This is a genomic window from Morganella sp. B601 (assembly GCF_051172335.1).
Lineage (GTDB): Bacteria > Pseudomonadota > Gammaproteobacteria > Enterobacterales > Enterobacteriaceae > Morganella > Morganella morganii.
In genome coordinates, this window is sequence record NZ_JBPIZE010000004.1 from 216,439 (window position 1) to 238,550 (window position 22,112).

The window sequence follows — 22,112 nt, forward strand, 5'->3', positions numbered from 1 at the left end:
GGCCTTTTTTATAGGATATTACTGCCATTACTTCAGCGGCATAATATATTCGATAGCACCGGATTTATTTGCCACCCAGTCATACAGACGCTGGCCACGGGTATTATCTTTATGGGTGTGCCAGTAGAGACGGCCGCATGGACGTGCCAGCGCCTGCTGCTGTACAAACTCAATCAGCTGTTTGCCGATATACTGACCGCGCACAGACGGATCCACATACAGGTCTTCCAGGTAACAAAACTCTTTTTCCGCCCAGGTGGAGCGGTGATAGAGATAATGCACGAACCCTATGACTTTGCCGTTCATCCGCGCCACGGCGCAGAACACCGGCTCTTTTTCATCAAAGAAACGTGACCAGCTGGTCAGTGTGACTTCTTCCGGAAAGCTGACTTTATAAAATTCCTGATAGGCCAGCCAGTGCGGCAGCCAGCCCGCATAATCATTCTGTGTGGCAGGCGCCACTGTCACCAGATCCGGTACGGATGATGTCATTGTATTGTTCATGGTGTTTCCCTCATTATTCTGCATTCTGCTGTTGTGAAGAAAACGCGCGTTTTCCGTGATGTGAAGAGTACGTGTTATTTTGGTTCTTTATAAGATACACTTTTTATATTTTTAACAGATCCACTTTAGGTCACTATGCGAAAATCCGGTGCGGCAGCGTTTCCCGAATTACTGACCGGTAACGGGATCATCAAAGATCAGGTGTATCACGCTCTGCGTGAGGCTATCCTCAGCGGCCGCCTGCATGCGGGAAGCAAAGTGCCGTCCGGACGGGCGCTGGCGGAGATGATGGGTATCTCCCGTAACTCAGTCATTGCCGGGTTTGAGCGGTTGCAGGATGAGGGCTATCTCATCACCCGGCGCGGTGCGGGGACCTTTGTGGCGGATAATCTGCCGGATCACGCCATCAGCGGACCGGTGGCATTTCCGGCGGATGAGGCCGGGGAGCAGGTGACCGCCAATATCAGTCCGCTGGCAGAAATATTGCAGTCACAGCGTGTTGCATCCGGTGTGCCGTCCGATGCACTGTTTATGGTCGGCACCGGATGTGTGGATCTGTTTCCGCATGATGTCTGGGGGCGGCTGCTCGGCCGTGTCTGGCGTCAGTCCCGTTATGCGCTGCATGCGCACAGTGAGCCGCACGGCTACCCGCCGCTGCGCCGGGCAATCTGTCATTATGTCCGGGCCACCCGCGGATTGCAGTGCGATGAGGATCAGATCCTGATTGTCAACGGCACCCAGCAGGCGATTAACCTGACGGTGCAGACGCTGTTACAGCCCGGGGATGAGGTCTGGCTGGATGATCCGGGGTATGACGGTGCGCGCGGGGCGTTTTTATCACAGCGGCTGACAGTGCGTCCGGTACGGGCGGATGAAGAGGGCATGGATGTGTATGACGGCCTGCGCCGCTGGCCGGACGCGAAACTGGTGTTCACCGCGCCGTCACATCAGTTTCCGGGCGGCGGTACACTCAGTCTGGCGCGGCGATCGGCGCTGCTCTCCTGGGCGGCAAAGCACCATGTCTGGATCCTCGAGGATGATTATAACGGTGAGTTCCGTTATGCCGATCGTCCGCTTCAGGCATTGCAGGGGCTGGACAGGCATCAGCGGGTGATTTATGCGGGAACATTTTCCAAAATGCTCTATCCGGCCTTCCGGCTGGGATTTCTGGTCGTGCCGAAAGCGCTGCTCCCTGCCTTTGAGGTGACAAAATATTATGCCGATACCGGCTGCGGCTATCTGGAGCAGGCCACGCTGACCCGGTTTATTAACGAAGGGCACTATGCACGGCATGTGCGCCGGGTGCGCAAAGCCTGTTATGAGCGGCGGCAGGCGGTGGCGGATGCCATCAGTCAGTATCTCCCCGCGCTGCTGACGATTGTCCCGAGTGACTCGGGGATCCACCTGTTATGCAGGATGAAAAACGGTGTTCCGGCACAGACGGTGATTCAGGCGGGACGGCAGTGCGGCATGGGCATGCAGCCGCTGGCCCGTTACTGCCGTCCGGATGCACCGCAGGAAGGGGTGTTGTTCGGGTTTGCCGCCTATCCGGCGGAGAAACTCACCGACGGCATCCGCCGCCTCGCGGAGGCGTTACAGGCACAGGGCGTGGTCACGGTTTAAAACAGATTCAGTGTCATCATCACGGCGCTGCACAGGATAAGGATCAGCGTGGCATACTGAAAAGCGCGATCCGGCATCCGCGTGAGCAGAATTTTGGTCAGCGGCATACTGAGCAGGGAACCGGCAAACAGCCACAACGCGAGGCGGACATCCGTGTGCCCGTCCTGCATATAGGCAATAGCGGAAGAGCCGGAGAGCAGGGTGGTGACAAAAATAGAGGTGCCGATAGCCTGACGGATATCCATCTTTGCATAGCGCAGCAGCATCGGCAGCACCACAATCCCGCCGCCGACACCCGTTGCCCCCAGCACCACACCGGCAGTGATCCCCGGCAGCAGCAACTCCCTTACTGACATGGGAATTTCAGCCGTATCCGCCGGTAACGGAGGCGGGAAAAACATCCGCTGAATAAACAGCCACAGTGAAAACAGGATCGCCGCCACGACCAGCAGATTAATACTCTTTTCTGTGATCGCCTGCCAGGCCGGTACCGAGGCAAGCCATGTCACCAGCAGACTGGCGCCGAAGGTGGCGGGCAGCATAATCCCCAGCACAATCATGGCGCGCCGGAGCGGAATATTGCCGAGTTTATAATGCAGCCAGGAGGAGGCGACCTTCATCAGCATGGAGAGAAGATTAGCGGTGGCGACGGCCATCAGGGCATTCATGCCGTAGAGATACGTCAGGATTGGCAGCACTATCACTCCGCCGCCGACACCGGTGGTGCTGATAATCAGCCCGGTTAAGGCGCCTGTGATCAGTGTTGTGATAATGGCCATTGTCCTTTCCCCGGGCCGGAACAAACAGGGGAGTTATCATACCCCATGGCGGACAGATAAATACACTTAAGGATAATTCCGGTCAGGATTTCTCATTTTTTGCGCTATGATCACAACGGGTTTCCGGTGATTAAATAAAGGATGAGTCATGAAAAGGGGCGTATTTTTATCTGTGGTGATTGCATTGCTGGCCGGATGTAAGGAAACCCCGCCGCCTGCACCGGACGGATATTATGTGATTGATGATATTACTGTCACGTATGATAACCCGGCGGATAATGCGCCGGAGAACAGTGATCCGGAAAAAAATGTCAAAGCCGCCATCCGCGACACCATGATCAGCCTGAAAGACTCCACATTCTTCTGGTTTGAGCCGGGCAGAGTCACGGTGGATAACAGCGGCAACCGTTTTGACAGTGATATTCATGGCGATACCTTTGATCTGAATAATATACAGACGACCTGGACATCACCGGACAGCGGACAAACCGTCTATCTGACCACGGAAAAAGAGGGCGCGTGCGGCTTCTTTAACTGCACCCTGAAAATGACCCTTTCCCGCGCCGATCACACCTCCGAAAAACTGGCCGGAATGAAAGCGGTGTCTGATGTCAGAGCCGCCTCCTATGAAGCTTATCTGGAAACACAGCGTCAGTATTACAAAGAGAACGGCTTCCCGCCGGTTCCCGGTGACACCATCAGAATGACAGAAAATATCTCAGTTACTCTGCCGGAAACAATGGCTATCGACCTGAAAAAGCAGGAGGGCGGCGATTATGTCCGCGATATCGGCGGCCTTCATATTGAAAGCGATGATGATAATACGGAGATTTACCGCTTCCGCGATCCGCTCAGTGACGCGGAAGGTATCATTCATCTGGTAAAAGTCCCGAAATACCGCTGGCGTTTTGATGAATGGCTGAATCAGCAGAAAGGCATTATCTATCAGGAAGATAACGGCGCGATCTATTACAACCGCTGGGGTAAGCCGGAATGCACCTATTTCCGCTATGACCAGAAAGAGCGGCGCTATGTGATTATTGTGGCGGAAACTGCGGATCAGATGATGATGCAGCAGATGTACAGTATTGCGCGATCAGCCGGGAAAAACCCGCCACCTGAAGCGAAAAGCAATAAATAAGTAAAAAAATGCCCGGCGTCGCCGGGCATTTACGTTAATTATGACTCTTTGGTGCTGATATAGATGTTTTTCACTTCGGTATAGGCATCCAGCATCATTTTATGGGTTTCCCGTCCCAGCCCGGAGTTTTTATAACCGCCGAACGGGGCATGCGCAGGCAGCTCATGATAGGTATTCACCCACATACGGCCGGTTCTGACTGCTTTCGCCACACGCAGTGCGCGGTTGATATCCTGTGTCCAGACAGCACCACCCAGTCCGTACTCGGAATCATTTGCCATCGCGACAACTTCATCTTCATCACTGAACGGGATCACCACCAGTACCGGTCCGAAAATTTCTTCGCGCGCAACCCGCATCTGGTTGGTGACATTGGTGATAATCGTCGGCTTCATAAAGAACCCGGCATCCAGCCCGTCACTGGTCAGGCGTTCACCGCCGGTGAGGATGGTGGCACCCTCTTTTTTCGCCAGTTCCACATAGCTGAGGATGGTATCGAGCTGTCCCTGACTGACCTGGCTGCCCATCTGGGTGTCTTTCGCCATCGGATCACCGACTTTGACAGATTCAAAACGGGCTTTCAGTTTTTTCAGGAATTCATCGTGGATATCTTTGTGCAGGAACAGGCGTGAGCCGGATTCACAGGCCTGACCCTGGTTCATCAGGATCGCGATAGCCGCATATTTGACGGCTTTTTCCATATTGGCATCCGGGAACACGATATTCGCCGATTTACCACCCAGTTCCAGAGTTGCCGGGATCAGTTTTTTCGCGGCAGCGGCAGCAACAGTGTAACCAACGCTGGTGGAGCCGGTGAACGCCACTTTATCCACATCCGGATGGTCAAGAATCGCCTGGCCGACCACAGAGCCGCGACCGGTGACAATATTAATCACCCCGGCAGGCAGCACATCATTCAGGATGCGGCCCAGTTCCAGCAGGGTCAGCGGGGTCAGGCTGGCCGGGTTGATCACCACGGTATCCCCGGCAGCAATGACCGGCGCCAGTTTCCAGGCTGCCATCAGCAGCGGGAAGTTCCACGGGATAATCTGACCGACAACGCCCAGCGGCTCGCGGATCACCAGACTCAGGGTGTTTTCATCCAGCACATCGGCCTGGTCGGAATGGGCGCGGATAGCCCCTGCAAAGTAGCGGAAATGGTCAATTGCGGCCGGTAAATCGATGGAAATAGCCTCATTATACGGCTTACCGTTATCGAGGGATTCCAGGGTGGCGAAGCGCTCTTTTTCGGCTTCCAGGCGGTCGGCAATTTTCAGTAACAGTTGCTGACGTTCAACTGGGGAGGTATGGCGCCAGGTTTCAAAGGTCTTTTTGGCGGCAGCAACCGCGGTGTTGACATCCTGCGCGGTACCGGCCGGATAATCTGCCAGTAATTCACCGGTTGCGGGGTTAAATGTCTGGCTTTTGGCGTGATCACTGCTTTCGACCCACTGGCCGTTAATCAGCATTTTGTAGGATGGCTGAGGACGCAGAGCCTGTTCTATATCTTTCAGTTTAATCATTATCTTCTCCGTTCTGTCCGGGTGACTGATGAGCGCCGGAACGGCCTCATCGGGACAACAAGGCGTAAATACATGAGAACGTAACTGCACGTATTTATTAACGTCATTAAACATTACCATATCAAACTATTAACGTGGCAATGAATTTGGCTATAACTGCAAAAGGCAGCATTAATTACCAAAAATCAGAGCGCCAGCAAAAGCCGCCCGGCAAACAGCAGCAGGACAGTGCCGATGACATTGTCGAACAACCGGCTGTGTGCGAGGAACCGCTCACGGATACGCTGGTGTGAGAACAGAACGGAGACGGCCATAAACCAGGCCGCATTTACGCCGCACATCCACACGCCGTAGAACAGTTTGACCGTCACCGGCGTGGACGGGCTGACCAGTGTGGTGAACATGGCCAGGAAAAACAGCATCGCTTTCGGGTTGGTGGCGTTGGTCAGAAATCCCATCCAAAATGCCTTTCCGGCCGTTTGTGCCGGGCAGGTATCCGGGCTCTCCGGGGTGATAGCGGCACTTGCGCCTTTGCTGCGCAGAAACTGAATGCCCAGCCAGATAAGATAAGCCGCACCAATGTATTTTGCGGTATCCATCAGCCACGGTGTGGCCTGCATCAGTGCCGTGACACCAGCCAGCGTGTACACCACATGCACGGAAATCCCGGCACCAATGCCGAGTGCTGTCATCAGCCCGGCTTTGCGTCCGTGATAAATACTCTGGCGCAGCGTCACGGCAAAGTCCGGTCCCGGCGAGACAACAATGAAAAAATGGACGAGCGCAAGCGCCAGAAATTCACTCTGGTTGAACAGATTCATCATAACCTCAGCAGATTAGCAGGGGCGGCGGGAGTGCCGCCGCAGAGAGACAGGCTCCGTCAGATGACGTCGTACTGAACGGACAGAACGCCCTTTTTGGTTTTTACGGATTTCAGCACCAGTGTGCCGATCTCGCCGAGTGACTGCACATGCGTGCCGCCGCAGGAGTAAGGCTCAAAATCCGCAAACCGGATCTGAAACATGCCGTCCTCACCCTGATAGTGATGGCAGAGGTGATCAGCGTCGATCAGCGCCTGGCAGTGACGGCGGACATCTTCCGGATCCACGATCACCGGGGAACCGGCAGGAATATACTGGATCCGTCCTTCATCCGGCCAGTGATGTCCTTTGGTCGGTTTCCAGCCGAAAGTTTCCATCACATGAGAGAGCAGGTGTCCGCCGGTATGCAGCCGCGAGTGCAACTGACGTTTCTCTGCATCGACATTCATCTGAACTTCACCGGGGGCGACCGGTATATCTGTGTAATGAATGATACCTTCCGGCATAAAAGCGGTGTGAATAACAGTGGCATCACCAAGCGTGCCGGTGTCACCCGGTTGTCCGCCGCCCTGCGGATGAAACAGGGTTTTATCGAGAATAACTGCATAGCGCCCGTTCTCTGCCGGACGGCATTCCAGGACAGTGGCGGTACCCTGTAAGGCGCGGCTGGTCAGATAGCATTTTTCTGTCATGGTGATGTGTGCCTCATTATTATTGTGTCGTGTTGTCTGACATTGTATTGCAGGCACTGTCATATGATAATACGGCAAAAATGCAAAGGATTTATTCCCTGTGATCACAAATGAAACCCTCGCATTACTCGAGGAAATGGCGGTATTTGCCAAAGTGGTGGAAACCGGCAGTTTCTCGGAAGCAGCCCGGCAACTCGGCGCGACACCGTCTGCGATCAGCCGTGCGGTCTCGCGGCTGGAGCGCGCACTGAATACCCGGTTATTGCAGCGCACGACCCGCAAATTGCGTCTGAATGAGAGCGGCAAGGCGGTGTATCAGCATTGTCAGGCGCTGGTCAATTCTGCGGGAGCGGTGATGAGTGCCAGCGGGCAGTTCAGTGAAATACCGTCCGGGCTGGTGCGTCTGGGCGCCCCGAAAGCACTGGGTTACTTTATGGTGCATCCGCTTATCAATGAATTCCTCGCCATGAATTCCGGTGTGAATGTGATGCTGCGCCTGGAAGATCGCTATATGGATCTGATTGATGAGGAGATCGATCTCGCCATCCGGATTACCAATGAACCGCCGCCGGGGCTTATCGGTAAGCGGCTGTTTACGGTCAGTCATATTTTATGTGCCACGCCACAATATCTGGCGGAGCACGGTACCCCTTCTCATCCGCAGGAGCTGAAGGAGCACAGTTGCCTGTTTCTCAGTGAGGAAGCGGCAGATACCCGCTGGCGTTTTCAGCAGGGGAATAAAGTGGTGTCTGTGAATGTGCACGGGCGTTATTCATCAAACCACAGCGGGGTGCGGCTCGGCGGGGTGAAATCACATCTCGGGATTGGCGGGCTGCCGGTGTTTACGGCGCGTAAATCGCTGGAAAGCGGGGAGATTGTGCAGGTTCTGCCGGACTGGACCTTTAAAACCCGTTACAGCGGGGATGCCTGGCTGCTTTATCCGCCGTCGCGTTATCAGCCGCCGCATATGATGGTGTTTATTGATTATCTGGTGAAAAAACTGCGGACATAAAAAAAGCGCCTTAAAGGCGCTTTTTTTGTATCTGTCTGATTAATCAGAATGCTTTGCTGTATTTTGCAATGATAGCAGCAGCACGGGTCAGATTAGAGAAGAAAGTTTTGATACTTTTCATAATGAACTCCTGCTTTGAATTAGTTGAGTAAGCGTGTTTTGCTTCGATGGAGGTATGATACCAGTTTTGTGATGTGGGTCAACATTAAATTCAACTATTTTTTAATGATTACAAAATCATTTTAATAACAAAAAAGCAGTGAAAAATAGCAGAAGTGAACATCAGAACCGAGATAAAACAGTATGTTTCTGCTGTCTGTTATTTACTGAATTGATTTAACAGAATTTTTTAATCAGCGAAAAGATGTTGAAAATGTTAGTGACACGTTACAGCGGCAGAGAAACCGGCTGTTTTTCCTCTGAACAGGTTATCTGTTTCAACTTTTTTTGAAAGGATCACACGGTGATAAAAAAAAGGGTGGCCGGAGCCACCCAAAACTGTGCATTTAAAGGACGAGACTGTTGTTGTTAATTAATGACGGTTGCGCACTAACTGGTAGCGGCGCGTAATGTATTCAACCGGCGCACTCCAGATATGCACCAGACGGCAGAACGGGAAGATCAGGAACAGTGTCATACCCAGCACCAGGTGCATGCGGAAGATAAAGGCAACCCCTTCCAGATGCTCTGATGCCCCCCCCTGAAATGTCACGACAGACTGTGCCCAGCCGACCAGTTTCATCATCTCGCTGCCGTCAGTGTGCTGCGCGGAGAACGGAATGGTGCCCAGGCCCAGAATTACCTGGATCACCAGCAGGGTGATAATCAGGATATCACCCGCAGATGATGTAGCACGGACACGCGGGTTGGTCAGACGGCGTTTGAGCAGCAGACCGCCGCCGATCAGCGTCATCACCCCGCAGGTGCCGCCCGCCACCATCGCCAGCATCTGTTTCTGCGCCACAGTGATAAACGGCTCATACATCCAGTGCGGCGTCAGCATGCCGACGAAATGCCCGAAGAAGATACCGAGGATCCCGACGTGGAACAGGTTGGAAGCCAGACGCATCCCTTTTTTATCCAGCATCTGACTGGAACCGGCACGCCAGGTGTATTGTCCGTAGTCATAACGCAGCCAGCTGCCGATGATAAACACCGCGCCCGCGATATACGGATAGATATCAAAGAAAAACGTATTCAGGAAATTCATGGAGTTACTCCTTTCGCCGCAGGGGGAACCGGCGCGTCACCCACCTGAATGTAATTCGGGGCGACACTCTGTGAAAAACGACGCTCATGCTGTGTCAGAACAGAATTGTCACAGCCTTTATCGGCCAGGAATGTCACCTGTTCTTCTTCCCAGACCGCATCCAGCGCAGCCGGGGTGTCATCACGGGCTTCACCGTCCACCTGACGGGTCAGTGAGCTGAGTGTCAGGTCGCTGTCCGCCATGGTCAGCAGCAGGCTGAACAGTTCATGGTAATGACTTTCGCGCTGACGCAGCCGCTCACCGAGCAGGGCGAGGATCGGCGCGATGTCTTTCAGCCCCTGACAGGCCTGTTCCGGCGGCATAACAGAGAGATATTCCAGATAAACCGGCAGGTAATCCGGCAGTTCGCGGCTGCTGAGTGTGATCCCGGCCTGCTCATACTGCTCCAGCAGGGACACCATTGCCTGGCCGCGATCGCGCGATTCACCGTAAACGTGTTCAAACAGCAGCAGAGAGGTGGCTCTGCCGCGATCAAACAGTTCACTGTAACGAGCCTGGCTGTCGAGCAGCGGCTCTGAGGTCAGTTCAGCGACGAAGTACATCAGTGCGGCGGCCTGAGTCAGGCGCAGCTCGTGCGCCTGTTCAATCTCTGCAATCAGTTCGTCGCGGTGTGCCCAGAGCTCCTCATTCGGGTAATCCAGCAGGCAGCCGATAATTTTTAAGCTGATCATGATGAATGCCTCTCTGAAATTGGCGCATCTGCCGGTGTTTTCTGCGTGATATCAATGGCATCGATACGGCGGCTGTTAAACAGGTTAAATTTGGTATCGCTGCCGTGGCAGCCGTCACCGAAGCTGAATCCGCAACCGTTACGCTCAGGGAATGCCTCACGGGCCAGTTCGCGGTGTGAGGACGGGATCACAAAGCGATCCTCATAATTCGCGATAGCCAGATAGCGGTACATTTCCTGTGCCTGGGCTTCTGTCAGACCCACTTCTTCCAACGCACTGATATCGCGGGTTTTATCCACGGTTTCCGCACGTTTGTAGTGACGCATGGCCAGCATCCGTTTCAGGGCACGCAGTACCGGCGCGGTATCCCCGGCGGTCAGCAGGTTGGCGAGATACTGAACCGGGATGCGCAGACTTTCCACATCCGGCAGTACGCCGCTGTGCGGCAGCATACCCGCATCGCTGACAGACTGAATCGGTGACAGAGGCGGCACATACCAGACCATAGGCAGGGTGCGGTATTCCGGGTGCAGCGGCAGCGCGAGTTTCCACTCCATTGCCATTTTGTAGACCGGCGATTTCTGTGCCGCGTCAATCACACTCAGCGGAATGCCGTCTTTCTGCGCCTGGCTGATCACTTCCGGGTCATTCGGGTCGAGGAAGATCCCGAGCTGACGCTCATACAGATCTTTTTCGTTATCCGCGCTGGCCGCTTCTTCAATGCGATCCGCATCATAGAGCAGTACACCGAGGTAACGGATACGACCCACACAGGTTTCCGAACAGACGGTCGGCTGACCGGCTTCGATACGCGGATAGCAGAAAATACATTTCTCGGATTTGCCGCTCTTCCAGTTGAAGTAGATTTTTTTGTACGGACAACCGGTCAGGCACATACGCCAGCCGCGGCATTTGTCCTGATCGATAAGGACGATGCCGTCTTCCGCACGTTTGTAGATAGCGCCGCTCGGACAGGTCGCGACACAGGCCGGGTTCAGACAGTGTTCACACAGACGCGGCAGATACATCATAAAAGTCTGCTCAAACTGGCCGTACATCTCTTTCTGCATGTCGGCGAAGTTTTTGTCTGCGCTGCGGCGGCTGAACTCACCGCCGAGGTCATCTTCCCAGTTCGGGCCGTTTTCGATTTTTGTCATGCGCTGACCGGTGATCAGTGAGCGCGGACGGGCGGTCGGCAGATTGCCTTCCGGGGCATTTTTCAGATGATCATAGTCGTAAGTGAACGGCTCGTAATAATCATCCAGCTCCGGCTGGTCGGGGTTGGCGAAGATTTTTGACAGCAGGCTGATTTTGTTACCCATACGTGGCACCAGTTTGCCGCGGATGTTTTTGATCCAGCCGCCTTTCCATTTTTCCTGGTCTTCCCAGTTATGCGGGTAGCCCAGACCGGGTTTGGTTTCGACGTTGTTGAACCACGCGTATTCCACACCTTCGCGGCTGGTCCAGACGTTTTTACAGGTGACAGAGCAGGTATGGCAACCGATACATTTATCCAGGTTCAATACCATGCCGACTTGGGAACGTATCTTCATTATGCTTTCTCCTGCCCGCTCAGGGTCTGTTGATAACCATCCTGCTCACCGTCGAGCCAGTCCACATTTTTCATTTTGCGGACCACCACAAACTCGTCGCGGTTGGAGCCGACAGTGCCGTAATAGTTAAAGCTGTATGCCAGGTGGCTGTAGCCGCCGATCATATGGGTCGGTTTCGGACAGACACGGGTGACGGAGTTATGAATACCGCCTCGCATACCGGTCACTTCCGAGCCCGGCAGGTTAATCTGACGCTCCTGGGCGTGATACATAAAGATCATGCCGTCCGGGATACGCTGGCTGACAATCGCACGGGCAGTCAGTGCGCCGTTGCTGTTGAAGGCTTCGATCCAGTCGTTATCCTCAATTCCCAGCGAGCGGGCATCGTCCTCACTCAGCCATACCACCGGACCACCACGGCCGAGGGTCAGCATCAGCTGGTTGTCGCTGTAGGTGGAGTGAATACCCCATTTCTGGTGCGGGGTCAGGAAGTTCAGGGCTTTCTCCGGATAGCCGTTTGGTTTCGCGCCCAGCAGCGGTTGTGCCGCACGGGTATCGACCGGCGGACGGTACACCACAAGTGCCTCACCGAATGCACGCATCCATTCATGATCCTGATACAACTGCTGACGGCCGCTCAGGGTACGCCACGGGATCATCTCGTGAACGTTGGTGTAACCCGCGTTATAAGAGACATGCTCATCTTCGAGGCCGGACCAGGTCGGGCTGGAGATGATTTTGCGCGGCTGCGCCACGATGTCGCGGAAGCGGATTTTTTCATCTTCTTTATGGATGGCAAGATGCGTATGGTCGCGGCCGGTCACTTTACCGAGCGCATCCCAGGCTTTCACCGCCACATGGCCGTTGGTTTCCGGTGCCAGTGACAGCACGACTTCTGCCGCATCAATCGCGGTTTCAATCGCCGGACGGCCTTCCGCCGCGCCTTCAGTGCGGGTGCGGTTAAGTTTTTTCAGGAAATCGACTTCTTCCTGAGTATTCCAGCTGATACCTTTGCCGCCGTTACCGAGTTTATCCATCAGCGGTCCCAGCGAGGTAAAGCGGGCATAGGTGTTCGGATAATCGCGCTCCACCACCATCAGGTGCGGTGCGGTTTTCCCCGGGATCAGGTCACATTCGCCTTTTTTCCAGTCCTTCACATCAAACGGCTGCGCCATTTCGGCGGCGGAGTCATGCTGGATTGGCAGAGTGACAATATCCGTCTCTTTACCCAGGTGGCCCGGGCAGAGTTCAGAGAAGGATTTGGCGATCCCTTTGTAGATTTCCCAGTCGGTTTTGGATTCCCAGGCCGGGTCAACAGCGGCAGTCAGCGGATGAATGAACGGATGCATATCCGAAGTGTTCATATCATCTTTTTCATACCAGGTAGCGGTCGGCAGCACGATATCCGAGAACAGACAGGTGCTGGACATACGGAAATCGAGTGTCACCACCAGATCAACTTTCCCTTCCGGGGCATTATCCACCCATTCCGCTTCTTCCGGTTTCACGCTGCCCTGTTCGCCGAGATCTTTACCCAGCAGACCGTTTTCGGTACCGAGCAGGTATTTCAGCAGATACTCATGACCTTTACCGGCGGAGCCGAGCAGGTTGGAGCGCCAGATAAACAGGTTACGCGGGAAGTTCTGCGGATTATCCGGTTGTTCCGCCGCAAAGCGGATTGCACCGTTCTTCAGGGCTTCTGCGGTGTAAGCCTGCGGATCCTGACCGGCTTCTTTTGCTCTCGCCGCGATAGTCAGCGGGTTCACGTTCAGCTGCGGTGCGGACGGCAGCCAGCCCATGCGCTCAGCGCGGATGTTGAAGTCCAGCAGGCTGCCGCTGAAGCGGGATTTGTCCGCCAGCGGGGAGAGAAGCTCCTGCGGCTGAACAGTTTCATAACGCCATTGGCTTGAGTGGTTATAGAAGAACGAGGTGCTGTTCATATGACGCGGCGGACGTGACCAGTCAAGCCCGAACGCCAGCGGTAACCAGCCGGTCTGCGGACGCAGTTTTTCCTGGCCTACATAGTGGGACCAGCCGCCGCCGCTCTGGCCGACGCAGCCGCAGAACACCAGCATATTGATGATACCGCGGTAGGTCATGTCCATGTGATACCAGTGGTTGATACCGGCACCGACAATCACCATTGAACGGCCGTGAGTTTTCTCGGCGTTATCGGCAAACTCACGGGCAATGCGGGAGATATGATGCTGGCTGACGCCGGTCACTTTCTCTGCCCAGGCCGGGGTATAGGCCTTGATTTCGCTGTAATCCGCCGCGCAGTTCACATCGTTCAGACCGCGGTCGATACCGTAGTTGGCGAGGGTCAAATCGAAGACACTTGCCACACGGACTTCACTGCCGTCTGCCAGACGTACCACTTTCACCGGCAGTTTGTGCATCAGCACTTCATCCAGTGCCACACCTTCAAAGAATTCATTTTCAATGCCGCCGAAATACGGGAAAGCGACATCAGCAACTTCATCGTGCTTATCCAGCAGGCTCAGCTGCATAGTGATCTCATCACCGCTCTTGCCGTCACGCGGCTCCAGGTTCCATTTGCGGGATTTATCCCAGCGGAACCCGATAGAGCCCTGTGGTGCCACCAGTTGCTGACTGTTTTCATCAATAGCGATGGTTTTCCACTCAGCATTTTCTTTCTCGCCGAGAGAATCCACCAGATCAGATGCCCGCAGCATACGGCCCGGCACATAGCCGCCTTCCGCACGCGGATCCAGCATTACCAGCATCGGCATGTCGCTGTAAGTGCGGACATAATTGGTGAAGTATTCCGCCTGACGCTTCGCGTGGAACTCATTGAGGATCACATGCCCCATCGCCAGTGCAACGGCGCTGTCTGTGCCCTGTTTCGGGTTCAGCCACTGGTCACACAGTTTGGCGATTTCAGCATAATCGGGCGTGATCGCGACAGTTTTGGTGCCTTTATAGCGGACTTCAGTAAAGAAGTGCGCATCCGGGGTACGGGTCTGCGGGACGTTGGAACCCCAGGCAATCAGATAAGAGGAGTTATACCAGTCTGCTGATTCCGGCACGTCAGTCTGCTCACCCCAGGTTTGCGGGGAGGCCGGCGGTAAGTCGCAGTACCAGTCATAGAAACTCAGGCAGGCACCGCCGATCAGGGATAGATAACGGGCACCGGAAGCATAGGAGACCATCGACATCGCCGGGATCGGCGAGAAGCCGATAATACGGTCAGGGCCGAACTGTTTGGCAGTCACAATATTGGCTGCCGCAATCATTTCATTCACTTCCTGCCAGTCGGAGCGGACAAACCCGCCGCGGCCGCGTGCCTGTTTGTAGCTTTTGGCTTTTGCCTCATCATTAATAATGGATGCCCACGCATCGACCGGGTCCGCGTGCTGAGCTTTGGCTTCACGCCACAGTTTGATCAGGCGCTTGCGCACCATCGGATACTTCACGCGGTTTGCGCTGTACAGATACCAGGAATAGCTGGCACCACGCGGACAGCCGCGCGGCTCGTGGTCAGGCAGATCAGGACGGGTACGCGGGTAGTCCGTCTGCTGCGTCTCCCAGGTTACCAGCCCGTTTTTCACGTAAATTTTCCAGCTGCATGAACCGGTACAGTTCACGCCGTGGGTGGAACGGACAATTTTGTCATGCTGCCAGCGGCTGCGGTAACCATCTTCCCAGTCGCGGTTGACGTTCAGCTCTTGTCCGTGGTTGCCGGAGAAGGTTTCCCCGCGCTGCTTAAAATAACGGAATCTGTCTAAAAACTTGCTCATTCGGTAATCCCCCGATAAGCGCCGGGCGCTCACATTGCTCTGATTATCAGAATTGAATTAATTATTTTTTACGGCCGTATACCAGCCATGTGGTCAGAATGCAGACCACATAAAAGACAACGAACACTTTCATTGCACCGGCAGGCGAGCCGGTCAGTGTCAGTGAAATACCAAAGGCATTCGGGATAAAGAACCCGCCGATAGCGCCGATGGCAGAGATAAAACCGAGTGCGGCAGCACTTTCGGTGATAGCTTCATGCTGAGCTTCTTTTTCGGTACCGCCCTGTGCCAGCACGCGCTCAGTGGTGATTTTGCGGAACACTACCGCAATCATCTGGAAAGTAGAGCCGCTGCCGAGACCGGCAGTGAAAAACAGCACCATAAAGACGCCGAAGAAGGCGGCAAATGAACCGGCATCATTTTTGCCCGGCAGTGTGAAGAACAGCAGGAATGCAAATACCGCCATCACCACGAAGTTAATAAAGGTTACGCGGATACCGCCGAATTTATCGGAAAGGAAGCCGCCCAGCGGACGGGCCAGCGCACCCAGTAACGGGCCGAAGAAGGCAAATTTCAGGATAACGATATCCGGGAACTGGGTTTTCGACAGCATGGCAAACCCGGCGGAAAATCCGATAAATGAGCCGAACGTGGAGAGATAGAGGAAGCTCAGGATCCACAGATGTTTGCGTTTCAGAACCGGTAACTGCTCTTTTAACGAGGCTTTGTTGGCAGAAAGGTCGTTCATCCCCAGCCAGGCCGCAGCGGTAAACAGCAGCAGGAACGGCACCCAGATCCACGCAGCATTCTGTAACCACAGCTCAGAACCGTCCGGCTGGGTCACGCCGGTGCCGCCCATAAAGCTGAACACACCGAATGTCACAATAAACGGTGCGACCAGCTGCATCACACTCACGCCGAGGTTACCCAGCCCGCCGTTGATACCCAGTGCTCCGCCCTGTTTTGCTTTCGGGAAGAAGAAACTGATATTCCCCATACTGGAGGCAAAGTTTGCCCCGGCAAAACCGCACAGCAGGGCGATAATCACAAACACCGCATACGGCGTTGACGGGTTCTGCACCGCGAATCCGAGCCACACACACGGCACAATCAGGATCAGGGTACTGAACGCAGTCCAGCGGCGGCCGCCGAAAATCGGAATCACAAAGGAGTAAGGAACCCGCAGGAGTGCCCCGGAAACAGACGGCAGCGCGGTCAGCATAAACAGCTGATCGGTGGTAAAGTTAAAGCCGACTTTCGGGAGATTGACGGCAACGGCGCTGAACAGCATCCATACACAGAATGCCAGTAACAGGCAGGGAACGGAGATCCACAGGTTGCGTGATGCAACCCGGTGCCCGCTCTCTGCCCAGAATTTTTCATCTTCCGGGCGCCAGTCGGTAATGACGCCCGCTGATGCCTTGCCTTCGGAGATCTGAGCCATAATACACCTCAAAATTATGCTGAAATTAAAGGCGTTTTACGTGGGTTATAAGGTGCTGATACTGATCTTAATCAAAGGGTGAACCGATTGATTTTTAAGCGCAAAACCGTCATTCTACTTTAGGGGTACGGTTGTTAATCTAATGAAAATACGTAAAATCAAACGGTTAGTATCAGTATGATTAGTGTGGGTTATAACAGCTAATCCCTCAAGGTTTTAAGGGGTACTACTTTGGTGGTAAGTGTTTTTTCGGAGAAATCGGAGAGAATAACCGGTCAGTTCAGAGGAGCATCAGTGCATGCTGAAACACACATCCATTCTTACCCAAATCACCGGTTTTATGGTGCTGCTTACCGTGTTTGCGGTGATCGGCATGGGGCTGACCAATCAGATCACGGAAAGTGTGCAGGGCAATGCGCACGCGATTAATAAATCCGGCACATTGCGGATGCAGAGTTACCGTTTCCTGTCTGAGATCCCCCTGACCGCGCATTCACAGCAGTATCTTGATGATTTCGAATCCGATTTAACCCTGCTTGCCGGGATGAAAGCAGTGAGTCCGGCCAAAATACAGCAGCAGTTTCTCTCTGTGGAACAGACCTGGCGGCAAAAGCTGCGTCCGGCACTGGAAGCGGCAAAACAGCCGGAAGAGGCCCGTGCGCTGGTGGCTGCGTTTGTCAGTCAGATTGACAGCCTGGTGTCTGCCATTGACCACCAGACTGAATCCACCATCCGGCTGGTGGCGGCCATTCAGCTGGTCTTTATCGCGCTGATGATTTTACTGTTGCTGTTGTCGGCGCGGCATTTCCGCCGCCGGATCCTCCATCCGTGGCAGCGGCTGCTGGCGCAGGCGGATGCGATGGGGCAGGGGAATTTTCAGCCGCGCTTTGCGGATTATGACCACCGCGACGAAATCACCATGATCGGCAATACTCTCAACCGCACAGCAGAGGAGTTGTCCGCACTCTACGGGGAGCTGGAATCGCGGGTGGCGGTCAAAACACAGGATTTGCAGGAAAAAAACCAGATGCTGGCCTTCTTATATAAGAGCGGGCAGCGGCTGAATAACACCAACGACCTGACCACACAACTGACAGATATTCTGCGTGACCTGCATCAGATCATACCGGAAGGTGCGCTGTGCCTGCGGATTTTTGAGGATAATAACGCCACCCGTTTTACTGAAATCGGTGACTGCGGCTGCCTGCCGTCACAGACACAGGAACAGCTGACCTGGAATCTGAGCGGACCGATTAACCGTTACGGGGTATTAACGCTCCTGTTACCGGCCGGACAGCAGCTGAACAGCGAGCAGCAGAATATGATGCAGATGCTGAGCAAACAAATTATTTCGGCCTTTGCGCTGGCTTATCAGCATGAGCAGCAGCAGCAGCTGATTCTGATGGATGAACGCTCAGTGATTGCCCGCGAACTTCACGATTCTATCGCGCAGTCGTTATCCTGTCTGAAAATTCAGATAAGCTATCTACAGATGCATTCCGCGCAGATCCCGGAAAATTGTCAGACACTGCTGACCGAAATGCGCCAGGAAGTGAACGGCGCTTATCATCAGCTGCGTGAGCTTCTGACCACTTTCCGCCTGAAACTGACTGAGCCCGGGCTGCTTGCAGCGTTACAGAGCACGCTGGAGGAGTTTGAGCAGCGGATGGGTTACCGCATCGGTTTTGATTTTCAGCTCTCCGGGCGCCAGGTCTCCGCGCACCAGACCATTCATGTGGTGCAGATTGTCCGTGAGGCGCTGAGCAACATTCTCCAGCATGCCAATGCGTCGAGGGCGCAGGTGGTGTGCCGGTCAGAAGACCAGATGATTTATATCAGCGTGGAAGATAACGGGGAAGGTATCCCGGAACATCCGGAAAAAAATAACCATTACGGGTTATCCATCATGCGGGAACGGGCAGCCACACTGCACGGAACCTGCCGGATAACCACACGGGAACAGGGCGGCACTCAGGTGCTGATAAGCTTTCCCGCGAATACAACTATAAGAATAAATGAAGACGATTCAGGAGCAAGGTAAACAATGACGAACAGAATACTTTCGGCCGGAGAGATTATACTCAGTGACCCGGATGAAGCCGCTGACCCGGCCTCTCCCTCCACGATCCTGCTGATAGACGATCACCCGATGCTGCGTAACGGCGTCAGGCAGTTAATCAGTATGGAGCCGTCACTGACCGTGGCCGGTGAAGCCGGGAATGGCCGCGATGGCATTGCGCTGGCGGAATCACTCGATCCGGATCTGATTCTGCTGGATCTGAATATGCCGGAAATGAATGGCTTTGAAACCCTGGATATTCTGCGGCGCAAACCGCTCTCCGGCCGGGTGGTGGTGTTCAGTGTGTCCAACTACCGGGAAGACCTGATTACGGCACTGCGCCGCGGGGCGGACGGCTATCTGCTCAAAGATATGGAACCGGAAGAATTGCTGGTGGCACTGCGTCAGGCGGCCGCCGGTAAAATGGTGGTCTCCCCGGCACTGACCGAAGTGCTGGCAGGCGCGCTGCGTGAAGTGCGCAGTGATGATGAGCCGGATATCAACAGCCTTACCCCGCGTGAACGCGATATACTGAAACTGATTGCTCAGGGGCAGCCGAATAAAATGATCGCCCGTAAACTGGATATCACGGAAAGTACGGTAAAAGTGCATGTGAAAAACCTGATGAAAAAGATGAAGGTAAAATCACGGGTGGAAGCAGCGGTATGGGTGTTGCAGAACAAATAGTACCGGTATCTATCCGGCCTCTCTGTATAAAGGAACAGATTATGATTATTGCAGCACACCGCGGTTTTGCCGCCCGTGCACCGGAAAATACGATGGCGGCATTCCGGCAGGCGGCGGAGTTCGGCTGTCTGTGGATTGAAACCGATGTTCAGCTCAGCGCTGACGGCGTGCCGGTGCTGATCCACGATGAAACGGTGAACCGCACCACTAACGGCAGCGGGAAAGTGACGGATCTGACCTTACGCGAACTGCGGGCACTGGATGCCGGGTTATGGGCGGGGGAGGTGTACCGGGGCGAAAAAATTCCGCTGCTGACCGACCTGCTGGTGCTGGCGGAAGAATCCGGACTGCATCTGAACCTGGAACTGAAAACCGAGCTGACAGACAGCGACCACGCAATTGCCCAGTTGTGTGAAGCCACCGCAGCGGTACTTGAAATGCAGAATTTCCCGGCAGAGCGGATTCTGTTTTCCGGCTTTGATACCCGCACACTGCGCCATATGCACAAACGGATGCCGCACATCCGGCGCGGACAGCTCTGGGAAAAAATTCCGCCGCAGCCTCTGACACTGCTTCAGGAGATTGACGCGTTCAGTGTGCATTGTGACTGGCTGTTTCTGCGGGAAGAAACGGCGAAATCGCTGAGAAAGGCCGGTTATCAGGTCTTTTGCTATACACCGAATTATCCGGAGCTGGTCGCGCATTATGCGGACTGGGGAGTGGGAATGCTGATAACGGATAACCCTGCAATATACAGGGACGAAAATCGTTTTTCTTAATGCTATATTGCATCAGTATTACACCGGCCTCTTCCGACAGGCCGGTGTTTTTATTTTGGCAGGCAAAAATACAAGTTATTGGAGTTATATTTAATAAATCATAATAAAATTCTTTTTATTATTATCAGATGAACGAAAAGAGGATAAAAACTGTAACAAAGTAATACAGATTTAATCATACAGGGAGTTATCTCAAATATCCTTTTTCTCATACTATCATTACCCATCCTGTTTGTTTTTATATAATGAACTGAAATTACATGACTATTTTCCCTGTTATTACTATTTGTGGTTACTCACAGATAGATTTCACCAATTGTTCTTAAGGCAACGAAAGAGGAATGATTATTTGCATGACTGCTCCGGATTCACTTATTCTTTACCCGATCTGATAGTGATGATTTATCGGTATTATTTTGTTATCAGTGATTTTATTGCTGCTGAATAACCGGAATTAAACTCACTTAATTTGTATTTGGCTGAATAATATCAACTGAAAATAAAAGGCAGTGGCTGGCTTCTTTTCCGATAAAGGATGCAGTAATTAACAGGGATTGTTACCTTTCCGGTCTGATTCTCCGGTGGATATAGTGCGTAATAACGGGATTTTTATGTTTATTACTATCGTTAATTATTCCGGATAAACCTAAAAGGAGTTAAATATCCCGGGTAAATCAGGTTTTGCTATGTGTGATAATAATATATCTCTATTGAAAGAAGTTGGTTTTTTCTTAAAAAGAAGGCGAAAAAGTCAGGGATTAACAGGTTCGGAAGTGGCTGAGAAACTGAATATCAGTCAGCAGCAGATATCCCGCTATGAACGCGGGCTGTCGGTGCTCAGTCCGGATGTCATGCTCAGGTATTGTGCGGCGCTGGGAATGACGGAGCGTGAGATCAGCGAACTTTTCTCCATTATCAGCACCCATTATCAGTCTGTTATTTCCGGACCGGAAGATACAGATGACACTGATAACCCGTAATGCTGACTATCCAACTGTTATGACTCTCCCTTTACGCGTGTATTTAATATCACCAACCTTTTTCTGTCTGATGACATCTGAATGCTGTTAATAATATGTTGCATTAACTTCATATCATCAGCAGACAGGTGTTTTTATTAAACCTGTAATTTCTCTCTGTAAGAGTTAATTTTATAAATAGGAATGAATGAAAATGATGATTAACAAAAAAGCACTCGTTGTAGCCGGGCTTTCACTGGTTATTTCTGCCTGCTCAACATCACCGGCAAAGAAAAACACGGCAGCAGTTAAAAACCCGCCGGTAAAACAGCAAACCCGTTCTGCGACACCTAATGTGACCGGTAATAACGCGGCACAGGCGTATGTGGGAAGTAAACAAATGGCATCTCAGGGGATTGTTATTGCATCTACCAATAACGCCTGTGTGGACGGATTTAATTTCCTTAAAGGTGTAAACCAGGCTGAATTTAATGATTTCTCATCAAGCTACGGACGTATTAATCAGAACTATACCTTCTTAAACGTCAATAAAGAGATTATGGATAAAGACTCCCGTGAAGTGTTATCCATGACGCTGAATAAAAAACTGGACACTTTATGTACCAAAGTTCAGTACGCAGGTTTCATTGGTGTGAAGGATAAAATAAAAGCACTTTCTGACATTTAATTTTTTATAGTTTTTTAATCTCATTTCGGGGATGTATTCATGCCTGTTACTTCGTATTACTCAAAAACAAAGAGGGTAACGGCATATCTGTTGCTCTTTTTGCAGTTATTTTTTCCGGTGTCGACGGCAACATTATCTGTTGCTTA

General features: G+C 53.0%; 18 protein-coding genes. 8 read left to right on the forward strand and 10 right to left on the reverse strand.

The genetic code is table 11. From position 1 onward, the window contains the following. Window positions 1-27: 27 nt before the first annotated feature. Window positions 28-504 carry a GNAT family N-acetyltransferase gene (locus ACSBQN_RS12600; protein WP_024474331.1) on the reverse strand — a complete coding sequence of 159 codons (477 nt, stop codon included), beginning with the start codon at window positions 502-504 and terminating at the stop codon, window positions 28-30. A 135-nt stretch (window positions 505-639) separates the two neighbouring features. Here ACSBQN_RS12600 and ACSBQN_RS12605 point away from each other — a divergent pair, with 135 nt between their 5' ends. After that, window positions 640-2,127, forward strand: coding sequence for a PLP-dependent aminotransferase family protein (locus tag ACSBQN_RS12605; RefSeq protein WP_036410501.1), 1,488 nt, complete (start codon window positions 640-642; stop codon window positions 2,125-2,127). Here ACSBQN_RS12605 and ACSBQN_RS12610 read toward each other — a convergent pair. After that, entirely contained in the window at window positions 2,124-2,906 is a 783-nt protein-coding gene (locus ACSBQN_RS12610; RefSeq protein WP_024474333.1) for a sulfite exporter TauE/SafE family protein, read from the reverse strand. The genes ACSBQN_RS12605 and ACSBQN_RS12610 overlap by 4 nt on opposite strands. A 148-nt stretch (window positions 2,907-3,054) precedes the next feature. Between ACSBQN_RS12610 and ACSBQN_RS12615 the strand changes: the two genes are divergently transcribed. Further along, complete coding sequence (locus ACSBQN_RS12615) at window positions 3,055-4,047, forward strand: hypothetical protein (RefSeq protein ID WP_024474334.1); 993 nt, start codon at window positions 3,055-3,057, stop codon at window positions 4,045-4,047. Between the two features lie 38 nt (window positions 4,048-4,085). Here ACSBQN_RS12615 and ACSBQN_RS12620 read toward each other — a convergent pair whose 3' ends face one another. The 3 genes from ACSBQN_RS12620 to ACSBQN_RS12630 form a co-directional block, all read right to left on the reverse strand. Continuing rightward, window positions 4,086-5,570, reverse strand: coding sequence for an aldehyde dehydrogenase family protein (locus ACSBQN_RS12620; protein WP_024474335.1), 1,485 nt, complete (start codon window positions 5,568-5,570; stop codon window positions 4,086-4,088). A 185-nt stretch (window positions 5,571-5,755) separates the two neighbouring features. Beyond that, window positions 5,756-6,394, reverse strand: coding sequence for a LysE family translocator (locus tag ACSBQN_RS12625; protein WP_193376686.1), 639 nt, complete (start codon window positions 6,392-6,394; stop codon window positions 5,756-5,758). Window positions 6,395-6,450: 56 nt separating this feature from the next. After that, window positions 6,451-7,083, reverse strand: coding sequence for a metal-dependent hydrolase (locus ACSBQN_RS12630; protein ID WP_214167198.1), 633 nt, complete (start codon window positions 7,081-7,083; stop codon window positions 6,451-6,453). A gap of 100 nt (window positions 7,084-7,183) precedes the next feature. On the opposite strand from ACSBQN_RS12630, the gene ACSBQN_RS12635 reads away from it, so the two are divergent. Beyond that, on the forward strand, window positions 7,184-8,095 hold the full coding sequence (locus ACSBQN_RS12635; protein WP_024474338.1) for a LysR family transcriptional regulator: 912 nt from the start codon (window positions 7,184-7,186) through the stop codon (window positions 8,093-8,095). A gap of 532 nt (window positions 8,096-8,627) precedes the next feature. On the opposite strand, the gene narI is transcribed toward ACSBQN_RS12635, so the two are convergent. The 5 genes from narI to ACSBQN_RS12660 form a co-directional block, all read right to left on the reverse strand. Continuing rightward, window positions 8,628-9,305: a respiratory nitrate reductase subunit gamma gene (gene narI / locus ACSBQN_RS12640; protein ID WP_004234733.1), complete on the reverse strand. Its 678-nt coding sequence runs from the start codon at window positions 9,303-9,305 to the stop codon at window positions 8,628-8,630. Further along, window positions 9,302-10,036 (reverse strand): nitrate reductase molybdenum cofactor assembly chaperone, encoded by a 735-nt coding sequence (gene narJ, locus ACSBQN_RS12645; RefSeq protein ID WP_024474339.1) that lies wholly within the window; start codon window positions 10,034-10,036, stop codon window positions 9,302-9,304. Before narJ ends, narI begins: the two co-directional genes overlap by 4 nt. After that, window positions 10,033-11,589 carry a nitrate reductase subunit beta gene (gene narH, locus ACSBQN_RS12650; protein ID WP_036408228.1) on the reverse strand — a complete coding sequence of 519 codons (1,557 nt, stop codon included), beginning with the start codon at window positions 11,587-11,589 and terminating at the stop codon, window positions 10,033-10,035. Before narH ends, narJ begins: the two co-directional genes overlap by 4 nt. Next, window positions 11,589-15,350, reverse strand: coding sequence for a nitrate reductase subunit alpha (locus ACSBQN_RS12655; RefSeq protein WP_036408229.1), 3,762 nt, complete (start codon window positions 15,348-15,350; stop codon window positions 11,589-11,591). The genes narH and ACSBQN_RS12655 overlap by 1 nt, the downstream gene beginning before the upstream one ends. Window positions 15,351-15,411: 61 nt before the next feature. Next, a complete protein-coding gene (locus tag ACSBQN_RS12660) occupies window positions 15,412-16,794 on the reverse strand; it encodes a NarK family nitrate/nitrite MFS transporter (RefSeq protein WP_036408230.1) in 1,383 nt (460 codons plus the stop codon). Between the two features lie 298 nt (window positions 16,795-17,092). On the opposite strand from ACSBQN_RS12660, the gene narX reads away from it, so the two are divergent. The 5 genes from narX (at window position 17,093) to ACSBQN_RS12685 (ending at window position 21,966) form a co-directional block, all read left to right on the forward strand. Further along, window positions 17,093-18,835 (forward strand): nitrate/nitrite two-component system sensor histidine kinase NarX, encoded by a 1,743-nt coding sequence (narX, locus tag ACSBQN_RS12665; protein WP_024474343.1) that lies wholly within the window; start codon window positions 17,093-17,095, stop codon window positions 18,833-18,835. 3 nt (window positions 18,836-18,838) lie between these two features. Beyond that, window positions 18,839-19,540, forward strand: a complete 702-nt coding sequence (gene narL, locus ACSBQN_RS12670) for a two-component system response regulator NarL (protein ID WP_004234744.1) — start codon at window positions 18,839-18,841, stop codon at window positions 19,538-19,540. A 41-nt stretch (window positions 19,541-19,581) separates the two neighbouring features. Next, window positions 19,582-20,319, forward strand: a complete 738-nt coding sequence (locus ACSBQN_RS12675; RefSeq protein ID WP_024474344.1) for a glycerophosphoryl diester phosphodiesterase — start codon at window positions 19,582-19,584, stop codon at window positions 20,317-20,319. A 773-nt stretch (window positions 20,320-21,092) separates the two neighbouring features. Further along, window positions 21,093-21,299: a helix-turn-helix domain-containing protein gene (locus tag ACSBQN_RS12680; protein WP_051456253.1), complete on the forward strand. Its 207-nt coding sequence runs from the start codon at window positions 21,093-21,095 to the stop codon at window positions 21,297-21,299. Window positions 21,300-21,492: 193 nt separating this feature from the next. Next, window positions 21,493-21,966, forward strand: coding sequence for a hypothetical protein (locus ACSBQN_RS12685; protein ID WP_223302423.1), 474 nt, complete (start codon window positions 21,493-21,495; stop codon window positions 21,964-21,966). Window positions 21,967-22,112 lie beyond the last annotated feature (146 nt).